This window comes from Zoogloea oryzae, assembly GCF_030161255.1.
GTDB classification, from domain to species: Bacteria; Pseudomonadota; Gammaproteobacteria; order Burkholderiales; family Rhodocyclaceae; genus Zoogloea; species Zoogloea oryzae.
Map to the genome: position 1 here is coordinate 1 of NZ_BSPX01000036.1, position 26,792 is coordinate 26,792.

Below are 26,792 nucleotides of genomic sequence, written 5' to 3' on the forward strand. Positions count from 1 at the left end.
GAGCCGGGGCCGGAGCCGGGGGCGCAGCCGCCGGGGCGGGCGCGGCGGCAGCTGCGCCAGCGGCTTCGACCTTGATCAGCACGGTGCCTTCGGCAACCTTGTCGCCAAGGCTGACCAGCACTTCCTTGACGATGCCGGCGGCGGAAGACGGGACGTCCATCGTGGCCTTGTCGGATTCCAGGGTGGCGATGGCGTCGTCCACCTTGATGGTGTCACCGACCTTGACGAACAGTTCGATCACCGGAACCTGGTCGAAATCGCCAATGTCCGGAACCTTCACTTCGATGAGTTGGCTCATGTTTGCGCTCCTCTCGATCAGACGGACATGGGGTTCGGCTTGGACGGGTCAAGGTTGTACTTGACCAGCGCAGCGGCGACCTTGTCGCGATCGATCTTGCCTTCGTCGGCCAGCGCCTTGAGCGCGGCCAGGGTGACCCAGTGGCGATCCACTTCAAAGAAGTGACGCAGCTTCTCGCGGGTGTCGGAGCGGCCGAAACCGTCGGTGCCCAGCGTGACGTAGGTGTTCTTGACGAACGGGCGGATCTGCTCGGCGAAGAGCTTGATGTAGTCGGTGGCGGCGATCACCGGGCCGACGGCGCCTTCGAGCTTCTGCTCGACGTGGGACTTCTTCGGCGCTTCGAGCGGGTGGAGGAGGTTCCAGCGGGCGGCGTCCTGACCGTCGCGGGCCAGTTCGTTGAAGCTCGGGCAACCCCAGATGTCGGCCTCGACACCCCAGTCGTTCTTGAGCAGGTCGGCGGCGGCGATGACTTCGTTGAAGATCGTGCCGGAGCCCAGCAGTTGCACGCGCACGTCGCCGGCGCCGCCCTTACGGAAGGCGTACATCCCCTTGATGATGTCGGACTCGGCACCGGCGGGCATTTCCGGGTGCTCGTAGTTCTCGTTCATCACGGTGAGGTAGTAGTAGACGTCCTGCTGTTCGGCGAACATGCGGCGCATGCCATCCTGAACGATCACGGCGACTTCGTACTGGAAGGTCGGGTCGTAGCTGATGCAGTTCGGGATCATGTTGGCCAGCAGCTGGCTGTGGCCGTCCTCGTGCTGCAGGCCTTCGCCGTTCAGCGTGGTGCGGCCGGCGGTGCCGCCGATCAGGAAGCCGCGGGTGCGCTGGTCGGCAGCCGCCCAGCACAGGTCCATGGTGCGCTGCAGGCCAAACATCGAATAGAAGATGTAGAACGGGATCATCTGCACGCCGTGCACGCTGTAGGCGGTGCCGGCAGCGATCCAGTCGGCCATGGCGCCAGCTTCGTTGATGCCTTCCTGCAGCACCTGGCCGGTTTCGCTTTCCTTGTAGAACATGAGCTGGTCATGGTCTTCGGGAACGTACTTCTGGCCTTGCTGGTTCCAGATGCCGTACTGGCGGAACATGCCTTCCATGCCGAAGGTGCGGGATTCGTCCGGCACGATCGGGACGATGTTCTTGCCGATCTGCTTGTCCTTCAGCAGGGTGTTCATGATGCGCACGATGGCCATCGTGGTGGACAGCTCACGGCCTTCACCCGACGCCTTGAGCAGGGCGGCGAAGGTTTCGAGCGGCGGCACCTCGAGGGCGGCCGCGGTGCGGCGGCGGCTCGGCAGGAAACCACCCAGGGCCATGCGACGCTCGCGCATGTACTTGTATTCGGCGGAGTCTTCCGGGAAGCGCAGGTAGGGCAGCTCGGCCAGCTTGTCGTCCGGTACCGGCAGGCCGAAGCGGTCGCGGAAGCGGCGGATCGACTCGATGTCGAGTTTCTTCTGCTGGTGGGAGATGTTCATCGCCTCGCCGGACTGGCCCATGCCGAAGCCCTTGATGGTCTTGGCGAGGATCAGCGTCGGCTGGCCCTTGTGGGTGACGGCGGCGTTGTAGGCGGTGAAGATCTTGAAGATGTCGTGGCCGCCGCGGTTGAGGTTCCACACCTCGTCGTCGGTCCAGTCGGCCACCAGGGCGCGCAGCTCGGGCGTGTTGAAGAAGTGCTCGCGCACGTAGGCGCCGTTCTTGGCCTTGAAGGTCTGATACTCGCCGTCGCACAGCTCCATCATCCGCTTCTTCAGAATGCCCTTCTTGTCGCGGGCAAACAGGGCGTCCCAGTGGGTGCCCCAGATCAGCTTGATGACGTTCCAGCCGGCGCCGCGGAATTCGGCTTCGAGCTCCTGGATGATCTTGCCGTTGCCGCGAACCGGGCCGTCGAGGCGCTGCAGGTTGCAGTTGATGACGAAGATCAGGTTGTCGAGCTTCTCGCGGCCGGCCATGCCGATGGCGCCGAGGGATTCGACCTCGTCGGTCTCACCGTCGCCCAGGAAGGCCCAGACCTTGCGCTGCTCGGCCTTGGCGGCGTCGATCAGGCCGCGGCTGGCGAGGTACTTCATGAAGCGCGCGGAGTAGATCGCGCACAGGGGGCCAAGGCCCATCGACACGGTGGGGAACTGCCAGAAATCCGGCATCAGCCACGGGTGCGGGTAGGAGGAGATGCCCTTGCCGTCCACTTCCTGGCGGAAGCTGTCCATCTGCTCGTCGGTCAGACGGCCCAGCATGTAGGCGCGGGAGTAAACGCCGGGAACCGAGTGGCCCTGGAAGAAGATCAGGTCGCCGCCGGTTTCGTGGTCGATGCTCTTCCAGAAGTGGGAGAAGCCCACGTCGTAGAGCGCAGCGGCAGAGGCGAAGGAGGCAATGTGGCCGCCGACGTTGGTGTGCTTGTTGGCGCGCACCACCATGGCCATGGCGTTCCAGCGGATGTAGGAATGGAGCTTGATCTCCATGTCCGGATCGCCCGGGTACTTGGGCTGCTGGTCGGCGGGAATGGTGTTGATGTACTGGGTGTTGGCGGAGTAGGGGATGTCGATCCCTTCCTCACGACCGGCTTCGATCAGCTTTTCGATCAGGAAGTGGGCACGGTCGGTGCCTTCCTGTGCGACGACGCCTTCGAGGGCGTCCAGCCATTCCTTGGTTTCCTGGGCGTCGATGTCAGCCCGGATCTCTTGCGTGTTCGCGGCCATGGTTTTGTCTCCTCATGACTTGCGGGTTGTGGGTTGTTGCCGTGGGTAACGGCAACGTTCTTTCACTACAAACCGGAGCAGGGTCGGATCACGACCCGAATTTTTCGCAATATAAAATCAAATCCCGCGATGTGCAATAGGGTCGACCACAATTCGCACGGGGTTCGAGGGTTTTTTTTCGAGGTCTGGTGGTGGCGGTGCTATCCCATCCGGTTCTGCTGCGATACGGAAAACCCAATGCATACGCCGGCCGGGCCAGAAGGCTCCGGCCGGCGAGTTTTCGTTCGACGGGGACGGGTAAAAAAAACGGCCGGGGGCGAGGGAGGGAGGGAGAAAACCCCCGGCCGTTTGCGGAAATGGTTGTTCCGCGGCGGGATCATCTGGACAGCGCGTCCCGCTTACGGTCTTCGTCGTATGCGAAGACCACTTGTCTGTTGCGAATTTCCCCCATGACCAGCGGACGGGTCGAGTCGATCGCCTCGTGGTCGGTCTTGGAGAAAGGTCGATCATATACCATCACGATGCCTTCCACCCGCTCCTTGAGCGATTCGAGGGCGTCCTTCAGGCGGGTGCCGTCGGTGCTACGGGCCTGGCGGATCGCCGCGGCGAGCAGCAGCATCGAGTCGTAACCTTGGGCCGCCGCCGGCGCCACCGGCAGGCGGTCGATGCCGTAGGTGCTGCGGTATTTCTCGACGAACTTGCGCCGGTGCGGTGCGTCGCTTTCCTGGATGAAGGTCTGGGGCATCCGGGCGCCTTCGGCGTTGGGGCCGGCGCTGTCGATGAAGTTGGACATGGCCAGCGCCCAGCTGCCCACCATCGGCACCTTCCAGCCCAGGCGCACCATGCCGTTGGCCATGTGGGCGAGCTCCGGCCCCAGGCCGTAGGTGAGGATGCCCTCGGCGCCGGCGGCCCGGGCGCGGGTGAGCTGCGGGGTCATGTCCACGTCGCGGATGTTGAAGCGCTCGATGGTCACCGCCTTGATGCCGTGGCGCTCCAGGGCGCGTTCGAGGTCTTCGCGGCCCAGCTGGCCGTAGTTGGTGCTGTCGTGAAAGATCGCAAGCCGGCGCAGGCGCTGCCGCACCACGGCCTCCTCGACGATCATCGCCGCCTGCAGCGTATCCGGCGCGGAGACGCGGAAGATGTAGTTGTCGGGATACTGCGGCGGCAGGAACTGTTTGGTGACGATCGACCCGGTGGCCACCGAGGTGATCATCGGCACGTGGGCCTGCTGGTAGAAACGCTGGCTGGCGAGCGCCACGCCGGTGTTCACGATGCCCAGGCCGGCGACGATCTTCTCGTGGTTGATAAGCTCCTGGGCGATCTGGGCGCCACGCTCCGGGCGGGCCTCGTCGTCGCGCTCCAGCAACTGCACCGGTCGGCCGAGGATGCCGCCGGCGTCATTGATCTCCCGCGCCGCCAGGCGGATGCCGTCGCGCATCGCCACCCCCATCGGGCTCGACCCGCCGGTGAAAGGCCCGGTCACGCCGATGCGGATCGGCTCCACCGCCGCCACGCCGGCGGAAAGCAAACCCAGCGCGGCACAAGCCGCGGCACGCACGAATCGAAGCAAGGGTGTCTCCGCTGTTGTGTTCTTGTTCTGCTTATATGGCTGCCGACCTGCGCCTTCCTTCGCAGGCAGCGTTCAACGCTACGCCCGCGCCCACGCCCGTCATATGCGGGACAACCCCTAGCTGCGCTGCGGCATGGCTTGCATCGCCGGGCGGCCTTGGCGATGATCGGGGCATGGGAGAAAAGGACAAATCGTGGCGTTGAAGGTTTATGTCTCCTACGCCTGGAAGGCGGAGGAGGATTCGGGAGTGGTCGCCGCGCTGGAGACGGCGCTGGCGGGGCAGGGCGTCGAGCTGGTGCGGGACGTGCGCCGGGTGGGCTATGGCGAGTCGATCCGCGCGTTCATGGACGAGATCGGCGCGGCGGATCAGGTGGTGCTGGTGCTCAGCGAAGCCTACTTCCGCTCGCCCTACTGCCTGTACGAGCTGCGGGCGGTGGCCGAGCACCGGGATTTCCGGCGGCGGGTGCATCCGATCGTGCTTGCCGGGTGCGATCTGCATGACCCGCTGTGGTGGGTCACGATCGTCCGATACTGGGAGGGCAAGGTTGGCGAACTGAAGGTCGCGCTGACGGAGATCGACCGTCTCAACATCGGGCCGCTGAATCAACGGCTGGACGAATACGCTGATTTCCGCCGCCTGGTGGCCGGGCACATGGCGACGCTGGCGGATATGAACGCGCTGACCGAGAAGGTGCATCGGGTCACCGATTTTGCGGCGCTGGTGGCGAGGCTGCAGTCCTGCAGCGAAGCAGCGGCGTTGCCAAAACCGGCTGTCCAGCACCCGGAGCCGTCTCAGCCGGTTCTGCCGCTGGTGGTCGAATTACCCACGCTGGATGTCCCCACGCCCTGTTGGGCGGAGAAGGTGGAACACGACGGGCGGGGTGCTTTCATCAGCGTGGATTGGCTTGGCGTCCGGCACCGGCTGGAGTGGGACGCTCGCAGCAAGCTTTGGTGGGGCACGAAGGACGTTGGCGTGGATCAGAACGGATTGTTCGGCTATGCAGATCTGGGTGGCGTGAGGCAGCGTTTCCGCTGGATTCCACCAGGGGAGTTCTGGATGGGGTCTCCGGCGGAGGAGGAGGGGCGCTTCGCTAGCGAAGGTCCGAGGCATCGCGTTCGTTTGACCGAAGGTTTCTGGCTGGCGGACACGGCGTGTAGTCAGTCGGTCTGGCAGGCAGTGGTGGGCAATAACCCCAGCTATTTCAGGGGTGATCCACAGAACCCGGTAGAGCGGGTGAGCTGGGATGATGTGCAGGGCTTTTTGCGGGAAGTGGAAAAGCGGCTTCCTGGGGTGAAGGCGAATTTACCGACAGAAGCGGAATGGGAGTACGCGTGCCGCGCGGGTAGCGAGACTGCGTTCAGTTGGGGCGATGGGATTGCGCCGGAACAGGCAAACTACGATGCGAGGGCAAGTTACGCCCAAGGCCCGACGGGCGACTGGCGGCAAAAGACGCTACCGGTCAAAAGCTACGCCCCGAATGCGTGGGGTCTATACCAGATGCACGGGAACGTGTGGGAATGGTGTGCGGATGGCTGGCGAGAGTACGACGGGGCGCCGCAAGTAGACCCTCGTGGTGCAGAGGGTGGAGAGGCTTGGGCTTCACGTGCCATACGAGGAGGGGCGTGGCTTTGCGACCCGCAATGGCTCCGTGTTGCCCACCAGGATGGCCGCTCCCGGCGTGTGTGCCTCCGCGTCCTGGGCTTCCGCTTCTCCCTTAAATCTACAGGCGTGGAAGGTGAAGACAAGCGGCTGCCGGAGACTGTGACCACGCGGGACGTGTAACTGGGGGTTTGGCCCGATTAGGGAAACCCCCGATGCGCCTTTTCCGCCTGCGCGGCGACGATGCGCGGGACATGTCGAACACAAATCCTTCCCCCAAGATGCCGCCGACCCGGGTGCCTGCCAACTGGTACTGGTCGGCGCCCAACTTTGCCGTCCTGATCTTCGCGCTGGCGATGCTGGTGCTGGTGTGGGTGCTCCAGCGCCAGGAGAGCGAGACCGCTCGCGGGGCGATGGCCCGCGATGTGCAATGGGCCGAGCAGACCATGCGCCTGCACATGCAGGGCACCGAGGAGTTCCTCGGCCAGCTGGCGCGGGAGCTCGCCGCGGGCACGCTGGACGGCGACGGTTTTCAGGTGCGGGCCAACCAGCACATCGCCAACAACCCCGAACTCGTGAACATCGTGTGGGTGACCGGCGACCAGCGGGTGAAGTGGACCGCGCCCTTCGACACCACCGACTGGCTGGTGGGCGATGGCCTGTCGCAGGTGCAGGTGGCGGTGCTCGCCCGATCCCGCGAGCTGGGCCGGCCGGTGTATGGCGAGGCCTACGTGAATGGCCGCAACATGGCGGTGCTGGAGGTGTACCTGCCGGTGCAGCAGGGGCGTCAGCCGCTGGGGGCGATCGTCGCGGTGTATTCCATCGAGCGGATGGTGGCGCATCTGGTGCCCAGCTGGTTCGGCGAGAAATACCGGCTGTCCTTCACCAACGCCAAGGGCGAGCTGCTGGCGGCCAACTCCACGCTGCGGGCGCTGGACGAGAGCCTCGAGTTTTCGGTGCCGCTCGATCCGCCGGGCAACGGGCTGGCGCTGGAGGCCACCGCCTATCACGTGGACAGCGAGCTGCCGAAGGGCTTTCCGATTGCAGTGATCGTCGGGCTGTCGTTCTTCGTGCTGTGGAGCCTGTGGGCGCTGCGGGCCCACATGCTGCGCCGGGTGCGGGTGGAGAAGGAGCGCGACCGGCTGTTCAACCTGTCCCTCGACATGCTGGCGGTGATGGCTCACGACGGGCTGTTCCGGCGCTGCAACCCGGCCTTCGAGCGCATCCTGGGATATTCGCCCGAGGCGTTGCCGGGCAGTTCGCTCCTCGATTACATCCACCCGGACGACGTGGCCGACTCGGTGGTGCGCCTGCGCAGCCTGGCGGCCGGCACGCCGGAGGCCTTCGAGAACCGCTGCCGCTGCGCCGATGGCAGCTACCGCTGGCTGGCCTGGAGCATCAACTCGGTGCCCGAGGAGAAGCTGATGTACGCCGTCGCCCACGACATCACCGGGCGCAAGGCGGCCGAGGAGGCGCTCCACCACGAATACGCCTTCCGCCAGTCGATGGAGGAGTCCCTCATCACCGGCCTGCGAGCCATCGACCTGACCGGCCGCATCACCTACGTGAACCCCGCCTTCTGCCGCATGACCGGCTGGTCGCGGGAGGAGCTGGTGGGCACCTGCCCGCCCTTTGTTTACTGGCCGCCCGACGAGATCGAGGCCCTGCAGCACAACCTGGAACTCACCCTCAGCGGCAACGCGCCCTCCACCGGCTTCGAGATGCGCGTCCAGCGCAAGAACGGCGAGAGCATGGATGCGCGCTTCTACCTGTCGCCGCTGATCGACGGGGATGGGCGGCAGACCGGCTGGATGGCCTCGATCACCGACATCACCGAGCCCAAGCGGGTGCGAGCCCAGCTGGAGGCCGCCCACGAGCGCTTCGTGGCGATCCTCGACGGCCTCGACGCGGCGGTGTACGTGGCCGACGCCGCCAACGACGAGATCCTGTTTGCCAACCGCGCCTTCAAGAGCATCTACGGCTTTGATGCGGTGGGCCAGCGGGTCGGCATCTACGGCCTGCCCACGCCGCCCGACACCAACTGGTACGACGTGGACCCGCGTCGCCTGTCGCCCCAGCAGGTGCCCCGCGAGCTCTACGACGGCGAATTGCAGAACGGGCTCTCCGGACGCTGGTATCACATCCGCGAGCGGGCCACCCGCTGGGTGGATGGTCGCGTGGTGCGGATGGCGATCGCCACCGACATCACCGACAAGAAGCGCGTCGAAGAAGAAAACCGCGCCCAGCAGGAGCGCCTGCAGCGCACCTCGCGCCTCATCACCATGGGCGAGATGGCCTCCACCCTGGCCCACGAGCTCAACCAGCCGCTGGCGGCGATCGCCAATTACTCGATGGGCTGCGTCAATCGCCTGCAGTCGGGCGACTATCGCCAGGAGGACATCCTCACCGCGATGCAGAAGGCCAGCGCCCAGGCCGAGCGGGCCGGGCGGATCATCCGTCGGGTGCGCGAGTTCGTGAAGAAGAGCGAGCCGCGGCGCCAGCTGGTGGCCCTGTCGGGCATCGTCGAGGACGCCATCGGCTTTGTCGAGATCGATGCCCGCCGCCACGTCGCCCAGGTGGTCAGCCAGATCCCCGCCGATCTGCCGCCGGTGTTTGCCGACTCCGTGATGATCGAGCAGGTGGTGCTCAACCTCGTCAAGAACGGCATCGAGGCCATGCGCGAGACGCCCGCCGAGGAGCGCGTCCTCACGGTGTCGGCGAGGATCGCCGAGCATAATCTGGTCGAGGTGTCGGTGGCCGACCGGGGGCATGGCCTCTCCGACGAAGCCCGCGAGAAGCTGTTCTCGCCGTTCTACACCACCAAGGCCGAGGGCATGGGCATGGGCCTCAACATCTGCCGCTCGATCGTCGAATTCCACAACGGCCGCCTGTGGGTGGACGCGAACCCCGCCGGAGGATGTATCTTCCGCTTCACCCTGCCTTTGGAGACTCCCCTTGAAAGCGCCCGAATCGACGCCTGAACAAATCATCTATCTGGTGGATGACGATGAAGCCCTGCGGGATTCCCTCGTCTGGCTGCTCGAATCCCAGGGTTTCAAGGTGGCCGCCTTCCCGTCGGCCGAAGATTTCCTGCGCCGCTGGCGGCCGGAGTTCAACGGCTGCCTGCTGCTGGACGTGCGCATGCCGGGAATGAGCGGGCTGGAGCTCCACGAGCGCCTGCGTGCCCAGTACTGCACCCTGCCGGTCATCTTCATCACCGGCCACGGCGACGTGCCGATGGCGGTGGCGGCGCTCAAGAAGGGTGCGGTCGATTTCATCGAGAAGCCCTTCAACGACAACGACCTGCTGCACCTGGTGAGCCAGTGCCTGGCCAAGGAACGCGAGAGCCGCGACCGCCGCCGCCAGGACGCCGAAGTCTCCCGCCGGCTCGACCAGCTGACCCAGCGCGAGCGCGAGGTGCTGGACCTCATCATCGTCGGAAAGCTGAACAAGCAGATCGCCGATGTGCTGGGAATCAGTATCAAGACGGTGGAAGTCCATCGTGCCCGCGTGATGGAGAAGATGGGCGCGCAATCGCTGGCGGAGCTTGTCCAGAGCGTCATGGCGATCGAAGGGGTTGCGAGTCGATCGTGATACATTTTTTCTTGAGTTTTTTGGAAAAACGTATCTTTGGTTGACCTGTCTCAAGCCCGGCGGCGGCGGGGCTTTCTACACTCTCCGGCTTCATCCTGTCGGAGTTTGCTTCATGGGAAACGCCCTGGCCGCCGCCGCGGCAAACCGCCTGTTCCTGTCCGGTAACGACGCCGTCGCCCACGCCGCGCGGGATGCCGGCGTGCGTGTGGCGGCTGCCTATCCCGGCACGCCGAGCACCGAGATCCTCGAAGTGCTGGCCCGTTTCCCCGGCCTCTACGCCGAGTGGTCGCCCAACGAAAAGGTCGCCCTCGAAGTGGCGCTGGGCGCGTCGATGATGGGCGCCCGGGCCTTCTCCGCGATGAAGCACGTGGGCCTCAACGTGGCCTCCGACGCATTGATGACCATGACCGTCACCGGCGTCGAGGGCGGGCTGGTGATCGCCGTGGCCGACGACGTGGGCATGTCGTCATCCCAGAACGAGCAGGATTCGCGCTTCTGGGGCCGCTTCGCCCATGTGCCGGTGCTGGAGCCGGCCGATTCCCAGGAAGCCTACGACATGACTCGGGCGGCCTTCCGGCTGTCCGAGCAGTTCCGCGTGCCGGTGATCCTGCGCCTCACCACCCGCATCTGCCACGTGAAGGGCCGCGTCGAGCTGTCGCCGGTCGAAACCCACGAGCCCACCGGCTTCACCAAGGATCCGCGACGCTGGGTGATGGTGCCCGGCAACGCCAAACCGCGTCTGCCGCTGATGTTCGAGCGCGAGGCGGCCCTGCGCGCCGAAGCCGGCAACTCGCCGCTCAATTGCATCGAATCCGGCCCCGACCGGCGCATCGGGTTCGTCACCTCCGGCCCGGCCTACATGCACGTGCGCGAGGCCTTTCCGGATGCGCCGGTGCTCAAGCTCGGGATGAGCTACCCGCTGCCCCTCGGTCTGGTGCGCGAGCTGGCTGCCGGGGTTGAAACCTTGCTGGTGGTGGAGGAGACCGAACCGCTCGTCGAAGCGGAGATCAAGGCCGCCGGCATCGCCTGCGTGGGCAAGGACGTGCTGCCGCGCCTGGGCGAGTTGTCGCCCGAAGTGCTGCGCCGGGGCGTGGCCCGCCTGCGCGGCGAGGCGTCACCCGAGGTGGATGCGCTGCCGGCCCAGCAGGTCTTCCCGCGGCCGCCCACCATGTGTGTGGCCTGCCCGCACCTGGGCATCTATTACACGCTGTCGCAGCTCAAGAACATCATCATCTCGGGCGACATCGGCTGCTACACCCTGGGCGCCGGCCATCCGTGGAACGCGCTGGATACCTGCATCTCGATGGGTGCCTCGATGGGCATGGCGCTGGGCATGGACAAGGCGCGCGGCGAGGTCGACAAGAACAAGAAGATCGTCGCGGTGATCGGCGACTCGACCTTCATGCACATGGGCATGCAGGGCCTGCTCGACATCACCTACAACGGCGGCAACGTGACGGTGCTGCTGCTCGACAACCGCGCGGTGGGCATGACCGGCGGCCAGGACAACCCCGCCACCGGCCGCGACATCCACGGGGCCGAGGCGCCTCGGGTGGATTTCCCGCGCATGTGCGAGGCGCTCGGGGTGAAGAAGGAGCGCATCCGGGTGGTCGATCCTTACCAGCTGCCGGTGCTCTTCAAGACGCTGCGGGAGGAGACGAAGATCGACGAGCCCTCGGTGATCATCACCGACCGGCCCTGCGTGCTCATCGACGACTACAAGAAGACGCCGCCCTACGCGGTGATCGACGACACCTGCACCGGCTGCGGCAACTGCCTCGAGGTGGGTTGCCCGGCGATCCACGTGACGCGCCGCGACAAGGCCATCAAGCCGTCGGGCAAGGAGGTCGATCTCGCCTTCGTGCGCATCGAGACCAGCGCCTGCACGGGTTGCGGGCTGTGCGTCCAGCCCTGTGCGCCGAAGGCCATCGTTCACGCCCTGCCGGTGGTGCCGGTGCGTTTCATGAGCCGTAGCTGAGAGGGCATTGCGATGCAGAAAAACACCAACATCCTCGTGTGCGGCATCGGCGGCCAGGGCGTGATGACGGCTACCGAGATCCTCGCCGAAGCGGCGCTCGCCCTCGGCTTCGACGCCAAGAAAACCGAAGTGGCTGGCATGAGCCAGCGCGGCGGCGTGGTGGTGTCGCACCTGCGCTTTGGCGAGCGGGTGCTGTCGCCCCAGATCGCCCAGGGCGAGGCCGATCTGCTGGTGGGCTTCGAGGCCGCCGAGACGCTGCGCTGGGCCCACATGCTGCGCCCGGGCGCGCCGGTGCTCACCAACACCTCGCGCCTGTCGCCGCCGGTGGTGGAGTGCGGCGTGTTCGATTACCCGGACGATCCGGTCGGTCAGCTGCGCGCCCTGGGTGTGCCGCTGCAGGCCTTCGATGCGGCCGAGATCGCGCTGGAGTTTGGCGACATCCGCCTCGGCAACACGGTGATGCTGGGGGCGATGTCGGATCACCTGCCGTTTCCCGCCGAGGTGCTGCGGGAGGCGGTCGAGGCCCGCTTCGCCCAGCGCAAGCCCGAGAAGCGCGAGGTGAATCTGCGCGCCTTCGACGCCGGTCGGGAGCGGGCGGCGGCGCTGGTGGTCTAGATAGTCGGCCCAGAGCGTCACTATCGCCGGGCCGGACGAACTCCAGCGGACGGCTTCAAGGTGGATTGCACCATCAGCGTACCCCGGAAGACATCGACGGCGTGGAGCAGGGAGCCGATCTCGGGCGGATTGGCCAGGGCGGCGATGTGCTTTTCAATGGCTTGGGGGCGGGCGCCACGCAATCTCCCGTCGGGGCACGTTCTGTGGGGCCGATAGCTACGAGTTAGCGGAAAAACCTGTCTCCCACTCTAAACGGCGCGGCGGGCTGTTTTCAGCCGTCCGCAGGCCTCGAATCGGCGGAAGGCGGCTTGGGTGAGGGGCTTTTTGGGGCAGCGCCAGCGGGCAGGGTCGTTGTTGCCCCAGCTTGCTTCCGGGATGCAATAACCCTGCTCGGACTGCCTTGGACGTAAAAAAGGCCGAGAACCCTGATCTTGCCAGGTTTCTCGGCCTTCTCCGGAACATCCCGGACTCGATTCTGGTGGAGCTGGGGGGAATCGAACCCCCGTCCGCAAGCCTTCATTAAGTAGTTCTACATGCGTAGCCGCCTGATTTGAATCTCGCTGCCTTCGTCGCGCAGGAGCACGCTACGCAGGCCGCCAGTCACTTAGTCTTATTCGATACATAGTGACCCTATATCGAACCAGCCAATGTAAATGACCGCTCTGTCTCAGATCTTGCGACCCTCAACCCGGACCATCGGCCATCCGGTGAGCGGTTCGCCGGGTTTAAGCGGCGAGCGCGAACTTTTCGTCGTTGGCGTTTAATTGATTTCCAGACAGATTTACGAGCGAACTGGAGTGCTCGGCATGCCCTACATTAACTCCGCACCCACGTCGAAGCCAGGTCAGCCCCTTGTGATGCAATGTTTAGTCTCCAGCGGTGGCTGGAAAGTTCCCGATCATAACATGTCTTTCGCTCAGGCGAGATGGGGCAGGACATCCATGGGGTGGGCGATGATCGAATGGGCGCCCCAGGTGTGGATCGGATCGTCCGTGCCGAGGTAGCCGTAAGCAGCGGCCAGGGTTTTCATTCCGGCCGCCTTGCCGGCTGTGATGTCACGGATGTCGTCGCCGACATACAGGCAGCGGGTCGGCTCGACGTCTATCGCGGCGCAGGCGTGCAGAAGCGGGTCGGGATGGGGTTTGGCGCGGGCGGCGGTATCGCCACCCACGACGCACGCGCTTCGCGCCGTGAGACCGAGCGCGGCGATCAGCGGGTGAGTGTAACGCTCGGGCTTGTTGGTGACGATGCCCCAGGGCACGCCGTGGCTTTCAAGGTGAGCAAGCAGTTCGGCCATGCCCGGGAACAGACATGTCCTGACACATAGCCCCTCAGCGTAAAGCTCGAGAAAGCGCGCCGCCAGCCCGGGGTAGGTGTCCGCATCCGGCAAGATGCCGAAGCCGATGCCGAGCATGCCGCGCACCCCATGGGAGACCTGGGCGCGCACGGCTTCAAACGGGGTGGGGGCAAGTCCGTGTTCGATCTGCAAGCGGTGAAGGATCCGCGCGAAATCGGGCGCGGTGTCCGCCAGGGTTCCATCGAGATCGAAAAAGACGGCGTCAGCCATGCCGGGTGGTGCGCATCAGGTAATTGACGTCGGTGTCGCGCCCGAGCGAATAGACCTTGCTGATCGGGTTGTAGGACATGCCGATGAGTTCCTCGACATCCAGGCCCGCCTCGCGCACGTAACGGGCCAGCTCGGATGGCTTGATGAACTTGGCGTACTCGTGAGTGCCCATCGGCAGCATCTTGAGCACGTATTCGGCGCCGACCACCGCCATCAGGTAAGACTTGAGGTTTCGGTTGAGCGTGGAGAAGAAGACGTGCCCACCGGGCTTCACGAGCGCGGCGCAGGCCCTGATGGTGCTGGCCGGGTCTGGGACGTGTTCGAGCATTTCCATGCAGGTGACGACGTCAAAGCTGCCGGGGCATTCCCGGGCGATGTCTTCGGCAGAGATGTGCCGGTAATCGACGGTCTGGCCGCTTTCGTAGAGATGCAGTCGGGCCACGCCGAGGGCTTTCTCCGAAAGGTCGACGCCGGTGACCTGGGCCCCGCGGGCAGCCATGGACTCGGCGAGGATGCCGCCGCCACAGCCGATATCGACGACTTTCTTGCCGGCGATCTGGGCGGCGCCGTCGATCCAGTCGAGCCGCAAGGGGTTGATCTGGTGAAGCGGTTTGAATTCGGATTCGGGATCCCACCAGCGGTGGGCGAGGTCACTGAATTTCTGCAGTTCGGCGGGATCGGCGTTCATCGTGAGTTGGCTTTGAATCGAAATGACAGGGTGCGATTGTATTGCGCCCGGCTGAAAAACAAAAAGCCCTGCAGGGCAGGGCTTTTTGAGTACGACGTGAAGTCTGAAGATCGACGGATTACTTGGTGCCGATGACTTCGATTTCGACGCGACGATCCGGCTGCAGGCAGTCGACCAGCTTCTTGTTCTTGCCGCTTTCCTTGCCGAGGTTGTTGCACTTGCCAGCGGTGACGGGCTGCTTCTCGCCCTTGCCTTCAGTGTAAACACGGTTGGCTTCAACGCCCTTGCCGACCAGGTAGGTCTTGACGGCGGCAGCACGCTTCTCGGACAGCTTCTGGTTGTAGGCGTCGCCACCGATGCGGTCGGTGTGGCCAACGGCCAGGATCACTTCCAGCTTCACGGTCTTGGCCTTGGCGGCCAGATCGTCGAGCTTGGCCTTGCCGGCGGGCAGCAGGACGGCCTTGTCGAATTCAAAGAGGGCGTCGGCAGCCAGCTTGACCTTGTCGGAAACCGGAGCGACAGCAGCCGGAGCAGCAGCCTTGGCGCCAGCAGCCGGAGCGGCAGCAACAACGCACTTGTCAGCCGGGACGACATCCTTGTCGCATTCGCAGCCAACCGGCAGGTTGTTGCCAGCCTGCAGGGTGTTGGTGGCGGCAGCCGGGGTCCAGTAGCCAGTGCGCCAGCAGAGGTCGAAACCGCTGCGAGCAACGACATTGCGGCCATCGATCACGTAAGGCACTTCGCCTTTCGTATCGACAACGACGTCTTTGGCGAAGCTGGCGGAAGCGGACAGGCCGAGAGCGGCAAGTGCGGCGGCCATCAGCAGTTGTTTTTTGGCTTGTTTGATCATCGTTTTCCTCGTCGCAAGGCAAAGGGATAGAACCGGAAAATTCATCCATGCCGCTTGAGCGCATTACGAACTCAGGCAGCATATCCAATTCATTGGCGGAGCTTATTCTGCCATAGGCGGGCGATGCCCAATAGCTCCGTGTTGGTTATTTGCAACAGTTTCCCATGCTTTACTCGCCGTTGTCCACCGACCCACACATCCGACACTGCGCGGCGGTCCAGCACGTGGATGAGGTGGGATGCCGGATGGTAGCAGGGTAGCTCATCCGGGTCGTCGATCCTGAGGGCGGCGATGTCGGCGGCCTTGCCGGGTTCGATCGAACCGATCTCCGCGTCGAGCCCGAGGGCACGGGCGCCGTCCAGGGTGGCCATCCGCAGGGCCTGATGGGCGGGCAGGGCGGCGGCGTCGCTGGTCTGGAGCTTTGCAAGGAGGCTCGCCTGGCGCATCTCGCGCAGCAGGTCGAGGCGGTTGTTGCTCGCCGCGCCGTCGCTGCCCAGCCCGACCGCCAGCTGGCGATCAAGCAAGGAAGCGACTGGCGCGGCGCCGCTGGCGAGCTTCATGTTGGAGGTGGGGCAATGGGCGATGGCGCACTGATGGATCGCCAGTCGTTCGATGTCCTCGGTGTCGAGATGGACGGCGTGGACGCCGATGAGGCTGGGGCCGAGCAGTCCGAGGGATTCGAGCCGGGCGACGGGGCGCTGGCCGAACTCGCGCACGCTGTCGGCGACTTCACCGGCGGTTTCGTGGATATGTATATGGATGGGCAGTTCGAGTTCGTCGGCGAGGGCACCGATGCGCTCGAAGCTCTTGTTGGAGACGGTGTAGGGCGCGTGGGGTGCGAGGGCGAAGCGGATCAGCGGGTTGTCGCGCCAGGCGTCGCGGGCTTCGAGGCCCTTGCGCAGGTAGTCGTCGGCGTCGGCGGCATACTGGGAGGGGAATTCGATGACGGTGATCCCGAGCACGCCGCGCAGCCCGAGGCGCGCGAAGGCTTCGGCGGTGGCCTCGGGGAAGAAGTACATGTCGTTGCAGGTGGTGATGCCGCCCCGGAGCATCTCGGCGGCGGCGAGCAGGCTGCCGTCCCGCACGAAGGCGTGGGAGGCGTGGCGGGATTCGGCGGGCCAGATCGCCTCCTGCAGCCAGCGCATCAGCGGGAGGTCGTCGGCCAGGCCGCGCATGAGGGTCATGGCGGCATGGCAGTGGAGATTGACGAAGCCGGGGGTGACGACGTGGTCGGGCAGGCTGACGGTTTTGGTGGCGACAAACCGGCTCCGCGCCTCGTTGATCGGCAGGACGGCGACGATGCGCCCATCGTGCACCGCGATCGCGTGGTGTTCGAGCGTAGTGTTGTCCGGCTTCACGGGAATGATCCAGCGGGCTTCGATGAGCAGGTCGACCGGCGTCGGTGTCATGGTGGTTCTCGGCGTGGGCGGAAAAAACCCCGCGCTGGGCGGGGTTTGCAGGGAACGGAAGCAGGCCGATCGTTACTTGGCGGTGCCCTTGACGTCCACGGTGACGCGGCGATTGGGGGCGAGGCACTCGATCAGCTTCTTGCGGCCGAGCTTGTCGTCGCAGCTCTTGATCGGCTGGGTCTTGCCGGCGCCCATGGTGTCAATCACATCGGCGTTCATGCCGCGGCTGACGAGGTAGGCGCGGACGGCATCGGCGCGCTTTTCGGAGAGCTTCTGGTTGTAGCTCTGGGAGCCGAGGCGGTCGGTGTGGCCGGTGACGATGACGGCGGTGACTTGGGCGCAGCTGGAGAGCTTGCCGATGATCGCGCTGTCGAGATGGGCCTTGGCGGCCGGGGTGAGCGTGGCCTTGTTGAAGGCGAAGCCCGTGTCGGCAGCCAGGTGGCTGGTGAAATCACACTTGGGCGCGACGGCCGGTGCGGCCGGGGCTGCGGGTGCCGCCGGTGCGGCGGCGCGGGCGGCGGGTGCACACTTCTCGGCGCCGACGACGTCCTTGTCGCATTCGCAGCCCACGGGCAGTTCGCCTGCCTTCACCTCGCCGGCGGCCGCGGGCGTCCAGTAGCCGGTGCGCCAGCACAGGTCGGAGCCGCTCTTGACGACAGTGTTGCGCTGGTCGATGGCGTAGGGGACTTCGCCCTTCGGGTCGACGACGATGTCCTTGGATTGCGCCATGGCCGACAGGCTGGCGAGCATCAGGACGGTGGCGGACGCCAGGCGAAACTTGGCTGCGTTCATAGGGTTTCCTCCTCAGGTTGGATGGGGCGTTCGGGGCACCCGTCTCGTGATGGTGACTGACCTGCCGATTAGAGCATATGAAGCCGGGCCGTCACAACGAACAACGAGCGCGCGCGGATGGGCAGGTCGGGGCTTGGTGGGTGACGCGAGCCGAAAGCGGCTTGCGGCGGCGTGCTAAACTTACCGTTTTTCGTCTCTTCGACGAATAGTCGATTCTCGCGGTGCCATGATCCCGTTCGCCAAAGAAACCTTACCCATCAGCCTCGAAGACGAGATGCGTCACGCCTACCTGGATTACGCGATGAGCGTGATCGTCGGGCGGGCCCTGCCGGATGTACGCGATGGCCTGAAGCCCGTGCACCGGCGCGTGCTGTTCGCCATGCACGAACTGGGCAACGACTGGAACAAGGCTTACAAGAAGTCGGCCCGTATCGTCGGTGACGTGATCGGTAAGTATCACCCCCACGGCGACCAGTCGGTGTACGACACCATCGTGCGGATGGCCCAGGATTTCTCCCTGCGCTACATGCTGGTGGATGGCCAGGGCAACTTCGGTTCGGTGGATGGCGACAGCGCGGCGGCCATGCGTTACACCGAAATCCGCATGGCCAAGATCGGTCACGAGCTGCTGGCCGACATCGACAAGGAAACCGTCGACTTCGGCCCCAACTACGACGGCTCCGAGAAAGAGCCGCTGGTGCTGCCGGCGCGCATCCCGAACCTGCTCATCAACGGCTCGGGCGGTATCGCGGTGGGCATGGCGACCAACATTCCGCCCCACAACCTCACCGAAGTGGTCGATGCCTGCCTGCGCCTGCTGCAGGAGCCCGACGTCTCCATCGACGAGCTCATCAAGATCGTCCCGGCGCCTGATTTCCCGACCGCCGCGCTGATCTACGGCCTCTCCGGCGTGCACGAAGGCTATCGCACCGGCCGCGGCCGGGTGGTGATGCGCGCGCGCACCCACTTCGAGGACATCGGCAAGGGCGATCGCCAGGCGATCATCGTCGACGAGATTCCGTACCAGGTTAACAAGAAGACCCTGCTCGAGAAGATCGCCGAGCTGGTGAACGAAAAACGGATCGAGGGCATCAGCGAGATCCGCGACGAATCCGACAAGTCGGGCATGCGCGTGGTGATCGAGCTCAAGCGCAACGAGATGCCCGACGTGGTGCTGAACAACCTGTTCAAGCAGACCCAGCTGCAGGACACCTTCGGCATGAACATGGTGGCGCTGGTGGATGGCAAGCCGCGCCTGCTCAACCTGCGCCAGATGATCGACTGCTTCCTCGCCCACCGGCGCGAGGTGGTCACCCGTCGCACCATCTTCGAACTGCGCAAGGCCCGCGAGCGCGGCCATATCCTCGAAGGCCTGGCCGTTGCGCTCTCGAACGTGGACGAGATCATCGCCCTCATCAAGGCCGCGCCCACGCCGCCGGAAGCCAAGCGCGCGCTGATGGGCCGCCAGTGGCGTTCGGCGCTGGTCGAGGAGATGCTCCATCGTGCCGTTGCCGACGCAGCAGCCTTCCGCCCCGAAGGCCTCGCGCCCGAATTCGGCCTGTCGGAGCAGGGCTACCGCCTCTCCGATGCCCAGGCCCAGGCCATCCTCGAGCTGCGCCTGCAGCGCCTCACCGGCCTCGAGCAGGACAAGATCGTCGCGGAATACCGCGAGGTGATTGAAACCATCGCCGACCTGCTGGACATCCTGGCCCGTCCGGAGCGGATCACCGCGATCATCGGCGACGAACTTGCGCTCATCAAGCAACAGTTCGGCGATCCGCGCCGTTCCGAGGTGGTGATGAACACCGCCGACATCAACATCGAAGACCTGATCGCGCCCCAGGACATGGTCGTCACCCTGTCCCACACCGGCTACTTCAAGCGCCAGCCGCTCACCGACTACCGCGCCCAGAAGCGCGGCGGACGTGGCAAGCAGGCGGCGGCGGTCAAGGACGACGACTTTGTCGACCAGCTCTTCGTGGCCAACACCCACGACCACATCCTGTGCTTCTCCAACCGTGGCCGGCTGTACTGGCTCAAGGTGTACGAGGTGCCGGAAGGCAACCGGAACTCCCGCGGCAAGCCCATCGTCAACCTCTTCCCGCTGCTGGAGGGCGAGAAGATCACCGCCGTGCTGCCGGTCAAGGAGTTCGACGAAGGCCACTTCATCTTCATGGCCACCGCCCAGGGCACCGTCAAGAAGACCCCGCTCACCGACTTCTCCAACCCCCGCAAGGCCGGCATCATCGCCGTGGGGCTGGACGAGGGCGACTTCCTGGTCGGCGTGGCGATCACCGACGGCAAGCACGACGTGATGATGTTCTCCGACGCCGGCAAGGCGGTGCGCTTCTCCGAGAACGACGTGCGTCCGATGGGCCGTCAGGCCCGCGGCGTGCGCGGCATGATGCTCGAGGAAGGCCAGAGCGTGATCGCGATGGTGGTGTCCGGCGACGAGTCGCCGAGCGTGCTCACCGCCACCGAAAACGGTTTCGGCAAGCGTACCCCGATCGCCGAATACACCCGCCACGGCCGCGGCACCAAGGGCATGATCGCGATCCAGACCTCCGACCGTAACGGCAAGGTCGTCGCCGCCACGCTGGTCACCGAGAAGGATCAGCTGATGCTGATCACCACCGGCGGCGTGCTGGTGCGCACCCGCGTCTCCGAGATCCGCGAGATGGGCCGCGCCACCCAGGGCGTCACCTTGATCTCGGTGGACGAGGGTAGCACCCTCTCCGGCGTGCAGAAGATCCTCGAAGGCGACGAGGACGAGCAGGACGTCGGCGGCGAAGGCGCCCAGCCGGAAGCCTGAGGCTTGAGCAGCAACAGCAACCCGTAATTCAGGATTCAGACGATGCGTATCTTCAATTTCTCGGCCGGGCCGGCAGTGCTGCCCACCCCGGTCCTCGAAAAGGCCCGCGACGAACTTCTCGACTGGCACGGTCGCGGCATGAGCATCATGGAGATGTCCCACCGGGGCAAGGATTTCACCGGCGTGATCGAGGCGGCCGAGGCCGATCTGCGCACGCTGATGGGCATTCCGTCCAACTACAAGGTGCTGTTCCTGCAGGGCGGCGCCACCCAGATGTTTGCGCAGATTCCGATGAATCTGCTGGCCGGCGGCACGGCGGATTACGTGGTCACCGGTTCGTGGTCGAAGAAGGCCATCAAGGAAGCTCAGCGCGTCGGCAAGGCGCGTCTGGCTGGCTCCACCGAGGCCGACGCCTTCACCCGCCTGCCGGGCGTGGGCGAACTGAGCTTTGATCCGTCGGCTGCCTACGTGCATCTGTGCACCAACGAAACCATCCACGGCGTCGAGATGTTCGACCTGCCCGAAACGCCGGCCGGCGTGCCGGTGGTGGCGGACATGAGCTCGCACATCCTGTCGCGCCCGATGGATGTCTCGAAGTACGGGCTGATCTACGCCGGCGCGCAAAAAAACATCGGCCCGGCGGGCCTCGTCATCGTGATCGTCCGCGAAGACCTGCTGGGCAAGGCCGCGCCCACCACGCCCACCGTGATGGATTTTTCGGTGATGGCCGAGAACGGCTCGATGCTCAACACGCCGCCCACCTTCGGCATCTACCTGGCCGGCCTGATCTTCAAGCACCTGCTCGCCGAAGGCGGGCTGGCGGCGGTCGAGGCGGCCAATGTTGCCAAGGCCAGGCGTCTGTACGACGCCATCGACGGCAGCGGTGGTTTCTACCGCAACCCGGTGGCGGTTGATTGCCGCTCGCGCATGAACGTGCCCTTCACCCTGGCCGATGGCGCGCTGGATGCCGCATTCCTCGCTGCAGCCGCCGAGCGCCGGCTGGAAGGGCTCAAGGGCCACAAGTCGGTGGGGGGCATGCGGGCGTCGATCTACAACGCCATGTCGCTCGAAGGTGTCGACGCGCTGGTCGAGCTGATGCAGGATTTCGCTGCGCGCCGGGCGTGAGCGGCGCATTTTCAGGAGAGGGCATGAACGAGGGGATGCTGCAGGAGCTGGGCGTGGTTCGCGCACAGATCGACGCCATCGACGCACAGATCCTGGCGCTGCTCAACGAGCGCGCCAGATGCGCCCAGCACGTGGGCGAAATCAAGGCCAAGTACGGCGAGTTCGGGCAGGTGTATCGCCCCGAGCGCGAGGCACAGGTGCTGCGCCGCATCCAGGACCTCAACGCCGGGCCGCTGCCGGACGAGAGCGTCACCTTCTTCTTCCGCGAGGTGATGTCGGCCTGCCTGTCCCTCGAGAACCCCCTCGGCGTGGCTTTCCTCGGCCCGCTGGGCACCTTTTCCGAGAGCGCCGCGGTCAAGCACTTCGGCCACGCCGCGCGGCTGGCGCCGCAAGGCAGCATCGACGACGTGTTCCGCGAGGTCGAAGCCGGCCACGCCCAGTATGGTGTGGTGCCGGTCGAGAACTCCACCGAAGGCGCCGTTGGCCGCACCCTCGATCTGCTCTTCGGCACCTCGCTCAAGATCTGCGGCGAAGTGGTCGTGCGCATCCATCAGCACCTGATGACCCGCGAGACCAGCCTTGGCAGCATCCGCAAGGTGTATTCCCACGCCCAGTCCCTGGCCCAGTGCCACGAGTGGCTCAACCGCTCGCTGCCCGGCGTGCCGCGGATTCCCGTCGGCAGCAACGCCGAAGCGGCCCGGCTGGCTTCCCTCGAGCCGGGCGCCGCGGCGATTGCCGGCGAAGCCGCCTCCGAGCGCTACGACCTGCCGCGGCTGGTCGAGAGCATCGAGGACGAGCCCAACAACACCACCCGCTTCTTCGTGCTCGGCCGCCACGACGCCGGCCGCTCCGGCGCCGACAAGACCTCGCTGATCATGTCCGCCAGCAACCGCCCCGGCGCGATGCACGAACTGCTCGCCCCGCTGGCCGATGCGGGCGTGTCCATGAGCCGCCTCGAGTCGCGCCCGGCCCGCTCGGCCCTGTGGGAATACGTGTTCTATGTGGACGTGGAAGGTCATCGCGACGATCCGGCGGTCAAGGCTGCCCTCGATGCCCTGGCCGATCGGGCTGCCTGTCTGAAAGTCCTGGGTTCCTACCCCCAGGCTGTGTACTGATTTCTCCTGGAGTCTCCGATGCGTTTGTGTGATCTGGCGCCCGCCCACATCCGGGCGATCTCTCCCTATCAGCCTGGCAAGCCGATTTCCGAACTGGCCCGCGAGATGGGGCTGGCCGAGGAATCCATCGTCAAGCTCGCCTCGAACGAGAACCCCCTCGGCGTCGGCGAGAAGGCCCGCGCCGCGATGCAGGCGTCGCTCGCCGACATCGCCCGCTACCCGGACGGCAACGGCTTCGAGCTGAAGGATGCCCTGTGCCGCCGCTACGGCGTGGCGATGAACCAGATCGTCCTCGGCAACGGCTCCAACGACATCCTCGAGATGGTCGCCGGTGCCTTCCTCGGCCCCGACCGCGACGCGATCTACGCCCAGCACGCCTTCGCCGTCTATCCGCTCGCCACCCAGGCGGCCGGTGCTCGCGGCATCGAGGTGCCGGCCAAGAATTTCGGCCACGATCTCGACGCCATGCTGGCGGCGATCACCCCGGCCACCCGCGTCATCTTCATCGCCAACCCCAACAACCCCACCGGCACCTTCGTGCCGGGCGCCGCGCTCGAGGCCTTCCTCGCCCGCGTGCCGGCCGATGTGCTGGTGGTGCTGGACGAGGCCTACACCGAATACCTCGCCCCGGCCGACCGCTACGACGCCATCGCCTGGGTTGCCCGCTTCCCCAATCTGCTGGTCAGCCGCACCTTCTCGAAGGCGTACGGGCTCGCCGGCCTGCGGGTGGGCTACGGCATCGGCAACCCGGCGGTGATCGACCTGCTCAACCGGGTGCGTCAGCCCTTCAATGTGTGCATTCCGGGCCTTGCCGCCGCGGCCGCCGCGCTGTTCGACGACGAGTTCCTCCAGCGCAGCTTCGAGCTCAACGCCGCCGGCATGAAGCAGCTGTGCGACGGTTTCCAGCGCCTCGGGCTCAAGTGGATTCCGTCCTACGGCAACTTCGTCACCTTCAAGGTGGGCGATGGCGCCGGCGTCAATCAGCGCCTGCTGCGCCAGGGTGTGATCGTCCGCCCGATCGGCGGCTACGGCATGCCCGAGTGGCTGCGTGTTTCCATCGGCCTCGAGAGCGAGAACGCCCGCTTCCTCGAAGTCCTGCCCGCAGCCCTGGGCTGAGCGGTGGCCGGCGTGAAGAAGTTCGACAAGCTGGTCGTCTGTGGCGTCGGCCTGATCGGTGGCTCCTTCGCGCTCGCGCTGCGCAAGGCGGGCCTCGTCAATCGCATCGTCGGCGTGGGGCGTCGCCCCGAACCCCTGGCCAAAGCCTGCGAGCTCGGCCTGGTCGACGAAATCTCCACCGATTGGGCCTCGGCCCTGCAGGGCGCCGATCTGGTCCTGCTGGCCATGCCGGTCGGCCAGATGGATGCCGTGGCAGCCGCCATCGCGCCGCATCTGGGCCCCGACACCATCGTCACCGACGCCGGCAGCACCAAGCGCGACGTGATCGAGGCGATCTACCGTCACCTGGGCCATCGTCTGCCCAACGTGGTGCCCGCACACCCCATCGCCGGCGCCGAGAAGAGCGGTCCGGTGGCGGCCCGCGCCGAGCTTTACGCCGGTCGCAAGGTGGTTGTCACGCCGCTGCCCGAGAACCGTCCCGAGGCCATCGCCCGGGTGCGGGATGCCTGGGCGGCCTGCGGCGCCGTGCTCCACGAGATGAGCCCGCAGGAGCACGACCGCGTCTTCGCCGCCGTCAGCCACCTGCCGCATCTGCTGGCCTTCGGGCTGGTGCATGATCTCGCCGGCCGCGCCAACGCCGAGCAGCTCTTCAGCTACGCCGCCAGCGGCTTCCGGGATTTCACCCGGGTTGCCGGCAGTCATCCCGAGATGTGGCGGGACATCTGCGTGGCCAACCGCCATTCGCTGCTCGCCGAGCTCGACGCCTATCTTTCCGAACTGGCTTATCTGCGCGCCCTGCTGGTGGCGGGCGATGGCCCGGCGCTGGAGGCGGTCTTCGACGACGCCAGCCGCGCCCGCAACACCTGGGCCGACAAGGCCTTTCCGGCCACGCCTTCGGGCGAGTGAGCCCGTTCCGATTGTCGAGCCTTCCGTCCGGCTGCCACCATCGGCTGCGGGCGGAAGCGCCACCCCCTGAAATAGGAGTCCCCATGGAATTCATCGATCTGCCGCCGATGCTGAAGGCCGCCGGCACCGTGCGCCTGCCCGGCTCGAAGAGCATCTCCAACCGCGTGCTGCTGCTGGCGGCGCTGGCCGAGGGCGAGACTGTCGTCGAGGCGCTGCTTGATTCCGACGACACGCGCGTGATGCGCAACGCCATCGTCGCGCTGGGTGTGCCGGTGGCGGAGGAGGGTGACGCTCTGCGGGTGACGGGCTGCGGCGGCCGCTTTGGCCAGCTCAAGGCCGATCTCTTCGTGGGCAACTCCGGCCTCAGCATCCGCACCCTGGTGCCGGCCATCGTGGCCAGCCTGTCGGGTTGCGACGATGCGGGCGCGGTGGTGAGCCTGTCGGGCGTGCCGCGCATGCACGAGCGGCCCATCGGCGATCTGGTGGACGGCCTCAAGCAACTCGGCGCGTGCGTCGAATGGCTGGGGCAGGAGGGCTATCCGCCCCTGGCGCTCAAGCCGGCAAAGCTCGGCGCCGAGCGCGTCAGCGTGCGCGGCAACGTATCCAGCCAGTTCCTCACCGGGCTGCTGCAGGCGGCCCCGCTGGTGGCCCGTGACAAGCCCCTCATCATCGACGTGGAAGGCGAGCTCATCAGCCGGCCCTACGTCGAGATCACCCTTAACCTGATGGAGCGCTTCGGCGTGATCGTCCAGCGCGACGGCTGGAGCCGCTTCATCGTGCCGGCCGGCCAGCGCTACGTGTCGCCGGGGCGGATCGCCGTTGAGGGCGATGCCTCCACCGCCAGCTACTTCCTTGCCGCTGGCGCGCTGGGTGGTGGCCCTGTGCGGGTGGTCGGTGCCGGCAAGCGCAGCATTCAGGGCGACGTGAAGTTCGCCGAGGCGCTCGCCGAGATGGGCGCCGAGATCACCTGGGGCGACGACTGGATCGAGGCCCGCGGCCCGGCCTCCGGCAAGCTCAAGGCCATCGACCTCGATCTCAATCACATCCCGGATGCGGCGATGACCCTGGCTGTCGCCGCGCTCTTCGCCGACGGCATCACCCATCTGCGCAACATCGGCAGCTGGCGGGTCAAGGAAACCGACCGCATCGCCGCCATGGCCACTGAGCTGCGCAAGCTCGGCGCGGAGGTCGAGGAGTTCTCCGAGAGCATCCGCATCACCCCGCCTGCCCAGCTGCAGCGGGCGGTGATCGACACCTACGAGGATCACCGGGTTGCGATGTGCTTCTCCCTCGCCACCCTGGGCGGCCCGTACGTGCGCATCAACGACCCGAAGTGCGTGAACAAGACCTTCCCAGAATACTTCACCACCTTTGCCAGCATCGCCACGCCGGTGCCGGTGATCGGCATCGACGGCCCGTCGGCGTCCGGCAAGGGCACCGTCGGCGCCCGGGTCGCCGAGGCCCTGGGCTTCCAGCATCTGGACAGCGGCTCACTGTACCGCCTCGTTGCCCTTGCCGGGATGCGCGAAGGCGTGGCCCTGGACGACGAAGTCGCGCTCGCCCGCATCGCCGCTGCGCTGCCGGCGAGCTTCGAGGGCGACACGGTGTTCCTCGCCGGCGACGATGTGACCAACGCCATCCGCAGCGAAGCCTGCTCGGTGGGCGCCTCCAAGGTGGCCGTCCTGCCGGCGGTCCGCGAGGCCCTGTTCTGGCGCCAGCGCGCCTACCGTCGTGCCCCCGGTCTGGTGGCCGAAGGGCGCGACATCGGTTCGGTGATCTTCCCTGATGCCCCGGTCAAGATCTTCCTCACTGCGTCCGCCGAAGCGCGCGCCGAACGTCGATATAAGCAGTTGATCGATAAAGGAATGCCTGCTAACATGGACGATCTGCTCAGTGACTTGCGTGAACGCGACGCCCGGGATTCCCAGCGCGCCGTTGCGCCACTGAAAAGAAGCGAGGATGCAGCGCTGCTCGATACATCGGAAATGACCATCCAACAGGCGGTCGATTTCGTGCTTCAGCAGGCCGCGGCACTTCGTAGCTGACGTCTTCCGCAGCCCGCCC

General features: G+C 65.9%; 20 protein-coding genes and 1 other RNA gene. 11 read left to right on the plus strand and 10 right to left on the minus strand.

Features of this window, described 5'->3' with window-relative positions; translation table 11 throughout:
- From QQK25_RS12555 to QQK25_RS12565, 3 genes are all read right to left on the minus strand, one after another.
- On the minus strand, positions 1–298 hold a 298-nt coding region (locus QQK25_RS12555; protein WP_284188240.1), incomplete at its 3' end, for a biotin/lipoyl-containing protein.
- A gap of 17 nt (positions 299–315) precedes the next feature.
- A complete protein-coding gene (gene aceE / locus QQK25_RS12560) occupies positions 316–2,991 on the minus strand; it encodes a pyruvate dehydrogenase (acetyl-transferring), homodimeric type (protein ID WP_284188241.1) in 2,676 nt (891 codons plus the stop codon).
- 376 nt (positions 2,992–3,367) lie between these two features.
- Complete coding sequence (locus QQK25_RS12565) at positions 3,368–4,561, minus strand: ABC transporter substrate-binding protein (RefSeq protein WP_438696437.1); 1,194 nt, start codon at positions 4,559–4,561, stop codon at positions 3,368–3,370.
- Between the two features lie 193 nt (positions 4,562–4,754).
- Here QQK25_RS12565 and QQK25_RS12570 point away from each other — a divergent pair, with 193 nt between their 5' ends.
- The 5 genes from QQK25_RS12570 to QQK25_RS12590 all read left to right on the plus strand — a co-directional run bounded on the left by QQK25_RS12570 (position 4,755) and on the right by QQK25_RS12590 (position 12,348).
- A complete protein-coding gene (locus QQK25_RS12570) occupies positions 4,755–6,344 on the plus strand; it encodes an SUMF1/EgtB/PvdO family nonheme iron enzyme (protein WP_284188242.1) in 1,590 nt (529 codons plus the stop codon).
- A 98-nt stretch (positions 6,345–6,442) separates the two neighbouring features.
- Positions 6,443–9,142: a PAS domain-containing sensor histidine kinase gene (locus tag QQK25_RS12575; RefSeq protein WP_284188274.1), complete on the plus strand. Its 2,700-nt coding sequence runs from the start codon at positions 6,443–6,445 to the stop codon at positions 9,140–9,142.
- Positions 9,117–9,755 (plus strand): response regulator transcription factor, encoded by a 639-nt coding sequence (locus tag QQK25_RS12580; protein ID WP_284188243.1) that lies wholly within the window; start codon positions 9,117–9,119, stop codon positions 9,753–9,755. Before QQK25_RS12575 ends, QQK25_RS12580 begins: the two co-directional genes overlap by 26 nt.
- A gap of 112 nt (positions 9,756–9,867) precedes the next feature.
- On the plus strand, positions 9,868–11,733 hold the full coding sequence (locus tag QQK25_RS12585; RefSeq protein ID WP_284188244.1) for a thiamine pyrophosphate-dependent enzyme: 1,866 nt from the start codon (positions 9,868–9,870) through the stop codon (positions 11,731–11,733).
- A 12-nt stretch (positions 11,734–11,745) separates the two neighbouring features.
- On the plus strand, positions 11,746–12,348 hold the full coding sequence (locus tag QQK25_RS12590) for an indolepyruvate oxidoreductase subunit beta (protein ID WP_284188245.1): 603 nt from the start codon (positions 11,746–11,748) through the stop codon (positions 12,346–12,348).
- 20 nt (positions 12,349–12,368) lie between these two features.
- Here the strand turns inward: QQK25_RS12590 and QQK25_RS12595 are convergent, their stop codons facing one another.
- The 7 genes from QQK25_RS12595 to QQK25_RS12625 form a co-directional block, all read right to left on the minus strand.
- Entirely contained in the window at positions 12,369–12,530 is a 162-nt protein-coding gene (locus tag QQK25_RS12595) for a hypothetical protein (protein WP_284188246.1), read from the minus strand.
- A 294-nt stretch (positions 12,531–12,824) separates the two neighbouring features.
- Positions 12,825–13,200, minus strand: a transfer-messenger RNA (tmRNA) gene (ssrA, locus tag QQK25_RS12600).
- 64 nt (positions 13,201–13,264) lie between these two features.
- Complete coding sequence (locus QQK25_RS12605; protein WP_284188247.1) at positions 13,265–13,915, minus strand: HAD-IA family hydrolase; 651 nt, start codon at positions 13,913–13,915, stop codon at positions 13,265–13,267.
- Positions 13,908–14,603: a bifunctional 2-polyprenyl-6-hydroxyphenol methylase/3-demethylubiquinol 3-O-methyltransferase UbiG gene (ubiG, locus tag QQK25_RS12610; protein ID WP_284188248.1), complete on the minus strand. Its 696-nt coding sequence runs from the start codon at positions 14,601–14,603 to the stop codon at positions 13,908–13,910. The genes QQK25_RS12605 and ubiG overlap by 8 nt, the downstream gene beginning before the upstream one ends.
- A gap of 118 nt (positions 14,604–14,721) precedes the next feature.
- The gene (locus QQK25_RS12615) at positions 14,722–15,453 is read right to left on the minus strand and encodes an OmpA family protein (RefSeq protein ID WP_284188249.1); all 732 of its coding nucleotides are present in this window, start codon (positions 15,451–15,453) and stop codon (positions 14,722–14,724) included.
- A gap of 89 nt (positions 15,454–15,542) precedes the next feature.
- A complete protein-coding gene (locus tag QQK25_RS12620) occupies positions 15,543–16,862 on the minus strand; it encodes a TRZ/ATZ family hydrolase (RefSeq protein WP_284188250.1) in 1,320 nt (439 codons plus the stop codon).
- A 72-nt stretch (positions 16,863–16,934) separates the two neighbouring features.
- Positions 16,935–17,654: an OmpA family protein gene (locus tag QQK25_RS12625; protein WP_284188251.1), complete on the minus strand. Its 720-nt coding sequence runs from the start codon at positions 17,652–17,654 to the stop codon at positions 16,935–16,937.
- Between the two features lie 226 nt (positions 17,655–17,880).
- On the opposite strand from QQK25_RS12625, the gene gyrA reads away from it, so the two are divergent.
- The 6 genes from gyrA to QQK25_RS12655 all read left to right on the plus strand — a co-directional run bounded on the left by gyrA (position 17,881) and on the right by QQK25_RS12655 (position 26,773).
- Positions 17,881–20,466, plus strand: a complete 2,586-nt coding sequence (gene gyrA / locus QQK25_RS12630) for a DNA gyrase subunit A (RefSeq protein WP_284188252.1) — start codon at positions 17,881–17,883, stop codon at positions 20,464–20,466.
- Between the two features lie 42 nt (positions 20,467–20,508).
- Positions 20,509–21,591 (plus strand): 3-phosphoserine/phosphohydroxythreonine transaminase, encoded by a 1,083-nt coding sequence (serC, locus tag QQK25_RS12635; RefSeq protein WP_284188253.1) that lies wholly within the window; start codon positions 20,509–20,511, stop codon positions 21,589–21,591.
- A gap of 35 nt (positions 21,592–21,626) precedes the next feature.
- On the plus strand, positions 21,627–22,706 hold the full coding sequence (pheA, locus tag QQK25_RS12640) for a prephenate dehydratase (RefSeq protein ID WP_153160515.1): 1,080 nt from the start codon (positions 21,627–21,629) through the stop codon (positions 22,704–22,706).
- An 18-nt stretch (positions 22,707–22,724) separates the two neighbouring features.
- On the plus strand, positions 22,725–23,822 hold the full coding sequence (gene hisC, locus QQK25_RS12645) for a histidinol-phosphate transaminase (protein ID WP_284188254.1): 1,098 nt from the start codon (positions 22,725–22,727) through the stop codon (positions 23,820–23,822).
- Between the two features lie 12 nt (positions 23,823–23,834).
- On the plus strand, positions 23,835–24,728 hold the full coding sequence (locus tag QQK25_RS12650) for a prephenate dehydrogenase (protein ID WP_284188255.1): 894 nt from the start codon (positions 23,835–23,837) through the stop codon (positions 24,726–24,728).
- Positions 24,729–24,811: 83 nt separating this feature from the next.
- Complete coding sequence (locus tag QQK25_RS12655) at positions 24,812–26,773, plus strand: bifunctional 3-phosphoshikimate 1-carboxyvinyltransferase/cytidylate kinase (protein ID WP_284188256.1); 1,962 nt, start codon at positions 24,812–24,814, stop codon at positions 26,771–26,773.
- Positions 26,774–26,792: the final 19 nt, after the last annotated feature.

Coding starts and splice junctions, on each gene's coding strand:
- QQK25_RS12620 (WP_284188250.1), bottom strand. CDS start 16,862: ATGACACCGACGCCGGTCGACCTGCTCATCGAAGCCCGCTGGATCATT.
- QQK25_RS12655 (WP_284188256.1), top strand. CDS start 24,812: ATGGAATTCATCGATCTGCCGCCGATGCTGAAGGCCGCCGGCACCGTG.
- aceE (WP_284188241.1), bottom strand. CDS start 2,991: ATGGCCGCGAACACGCAAGAGATCCGGGCTGACATCGACGCCCAGGAA.
- QQK25_RS12615 (WP_284188249.1), bottom strand. CDS start 15,453: ATGATCAAACAAGCCAAAAAACAACTGCTGATGGCCGCCGCACTTGCC.
- ubiG (WP_284188248.1), bottom strand. CDS start 14,603: ATGAACGCCGATCCCGCCGAACTGCAGAAATTCAGTGACCTCGCCCAC.
- QQK25_RS12575 (WP_284188274.1), top strand. CDS start 6,443: ATGCCGCCGACCCGGGTGCCTGCCAACTGGTACTGGTCGGCGCCCAAC.
- serC (WP_284188253.1), top strand. CDS start 20,509: ATGCGTATCTTCAATTTCTCGGCCGGGCCGGCAGTGCTGCCCACCCCG.
- pheA (WP_153160515.1), top strand. CDS start 21,627: ATGCTGCAGGAGCTGGGCGTGGTTCGCGCACAGATCGACGCCATCGAC.
- hisC (WP_284188254.1), top strand. CDS start 22,725: ATGCGTTTGTGTGATCTGGCGCCCGCCCACATCCGGGCGATCTCTCCC.
- gyrA (WP_284188252.1), top strand. CDS start 17,881: ATGATCCCGTTCGCCAAAGAAACCTTACCCATCAGCCTCGAAGACGAG.
- QQK25_RS12625 (WP_284188251.1), bottom strand. CDS start 17,654: ATGAACGCAGCCAAGTTTCGCCTGGCGTCCGCCACCGTCCTGATGCTC.
- QQK25_RS12585 (WP_284188244.1), top strand. CDS start 9,868: ATGGGAAACGCCCTGGCCGCCGCCGCGGCAAACCGCCTGTTCCTGTCC.
- QQK25_RS12605 (WP_284188247.1), bottom strand. CDS start 13,915: ATGGCTGACGCCGTCTTTTTCGATCTCGATGGAACCCTGGCGGACACC.
- QQK25_RS12590 (WP_284188245.1), top strand. CDS start 11,746: ATGCAGAAAAACACCAACATCCTCGTGTGCGGCATCGGCGGCCAGGGC.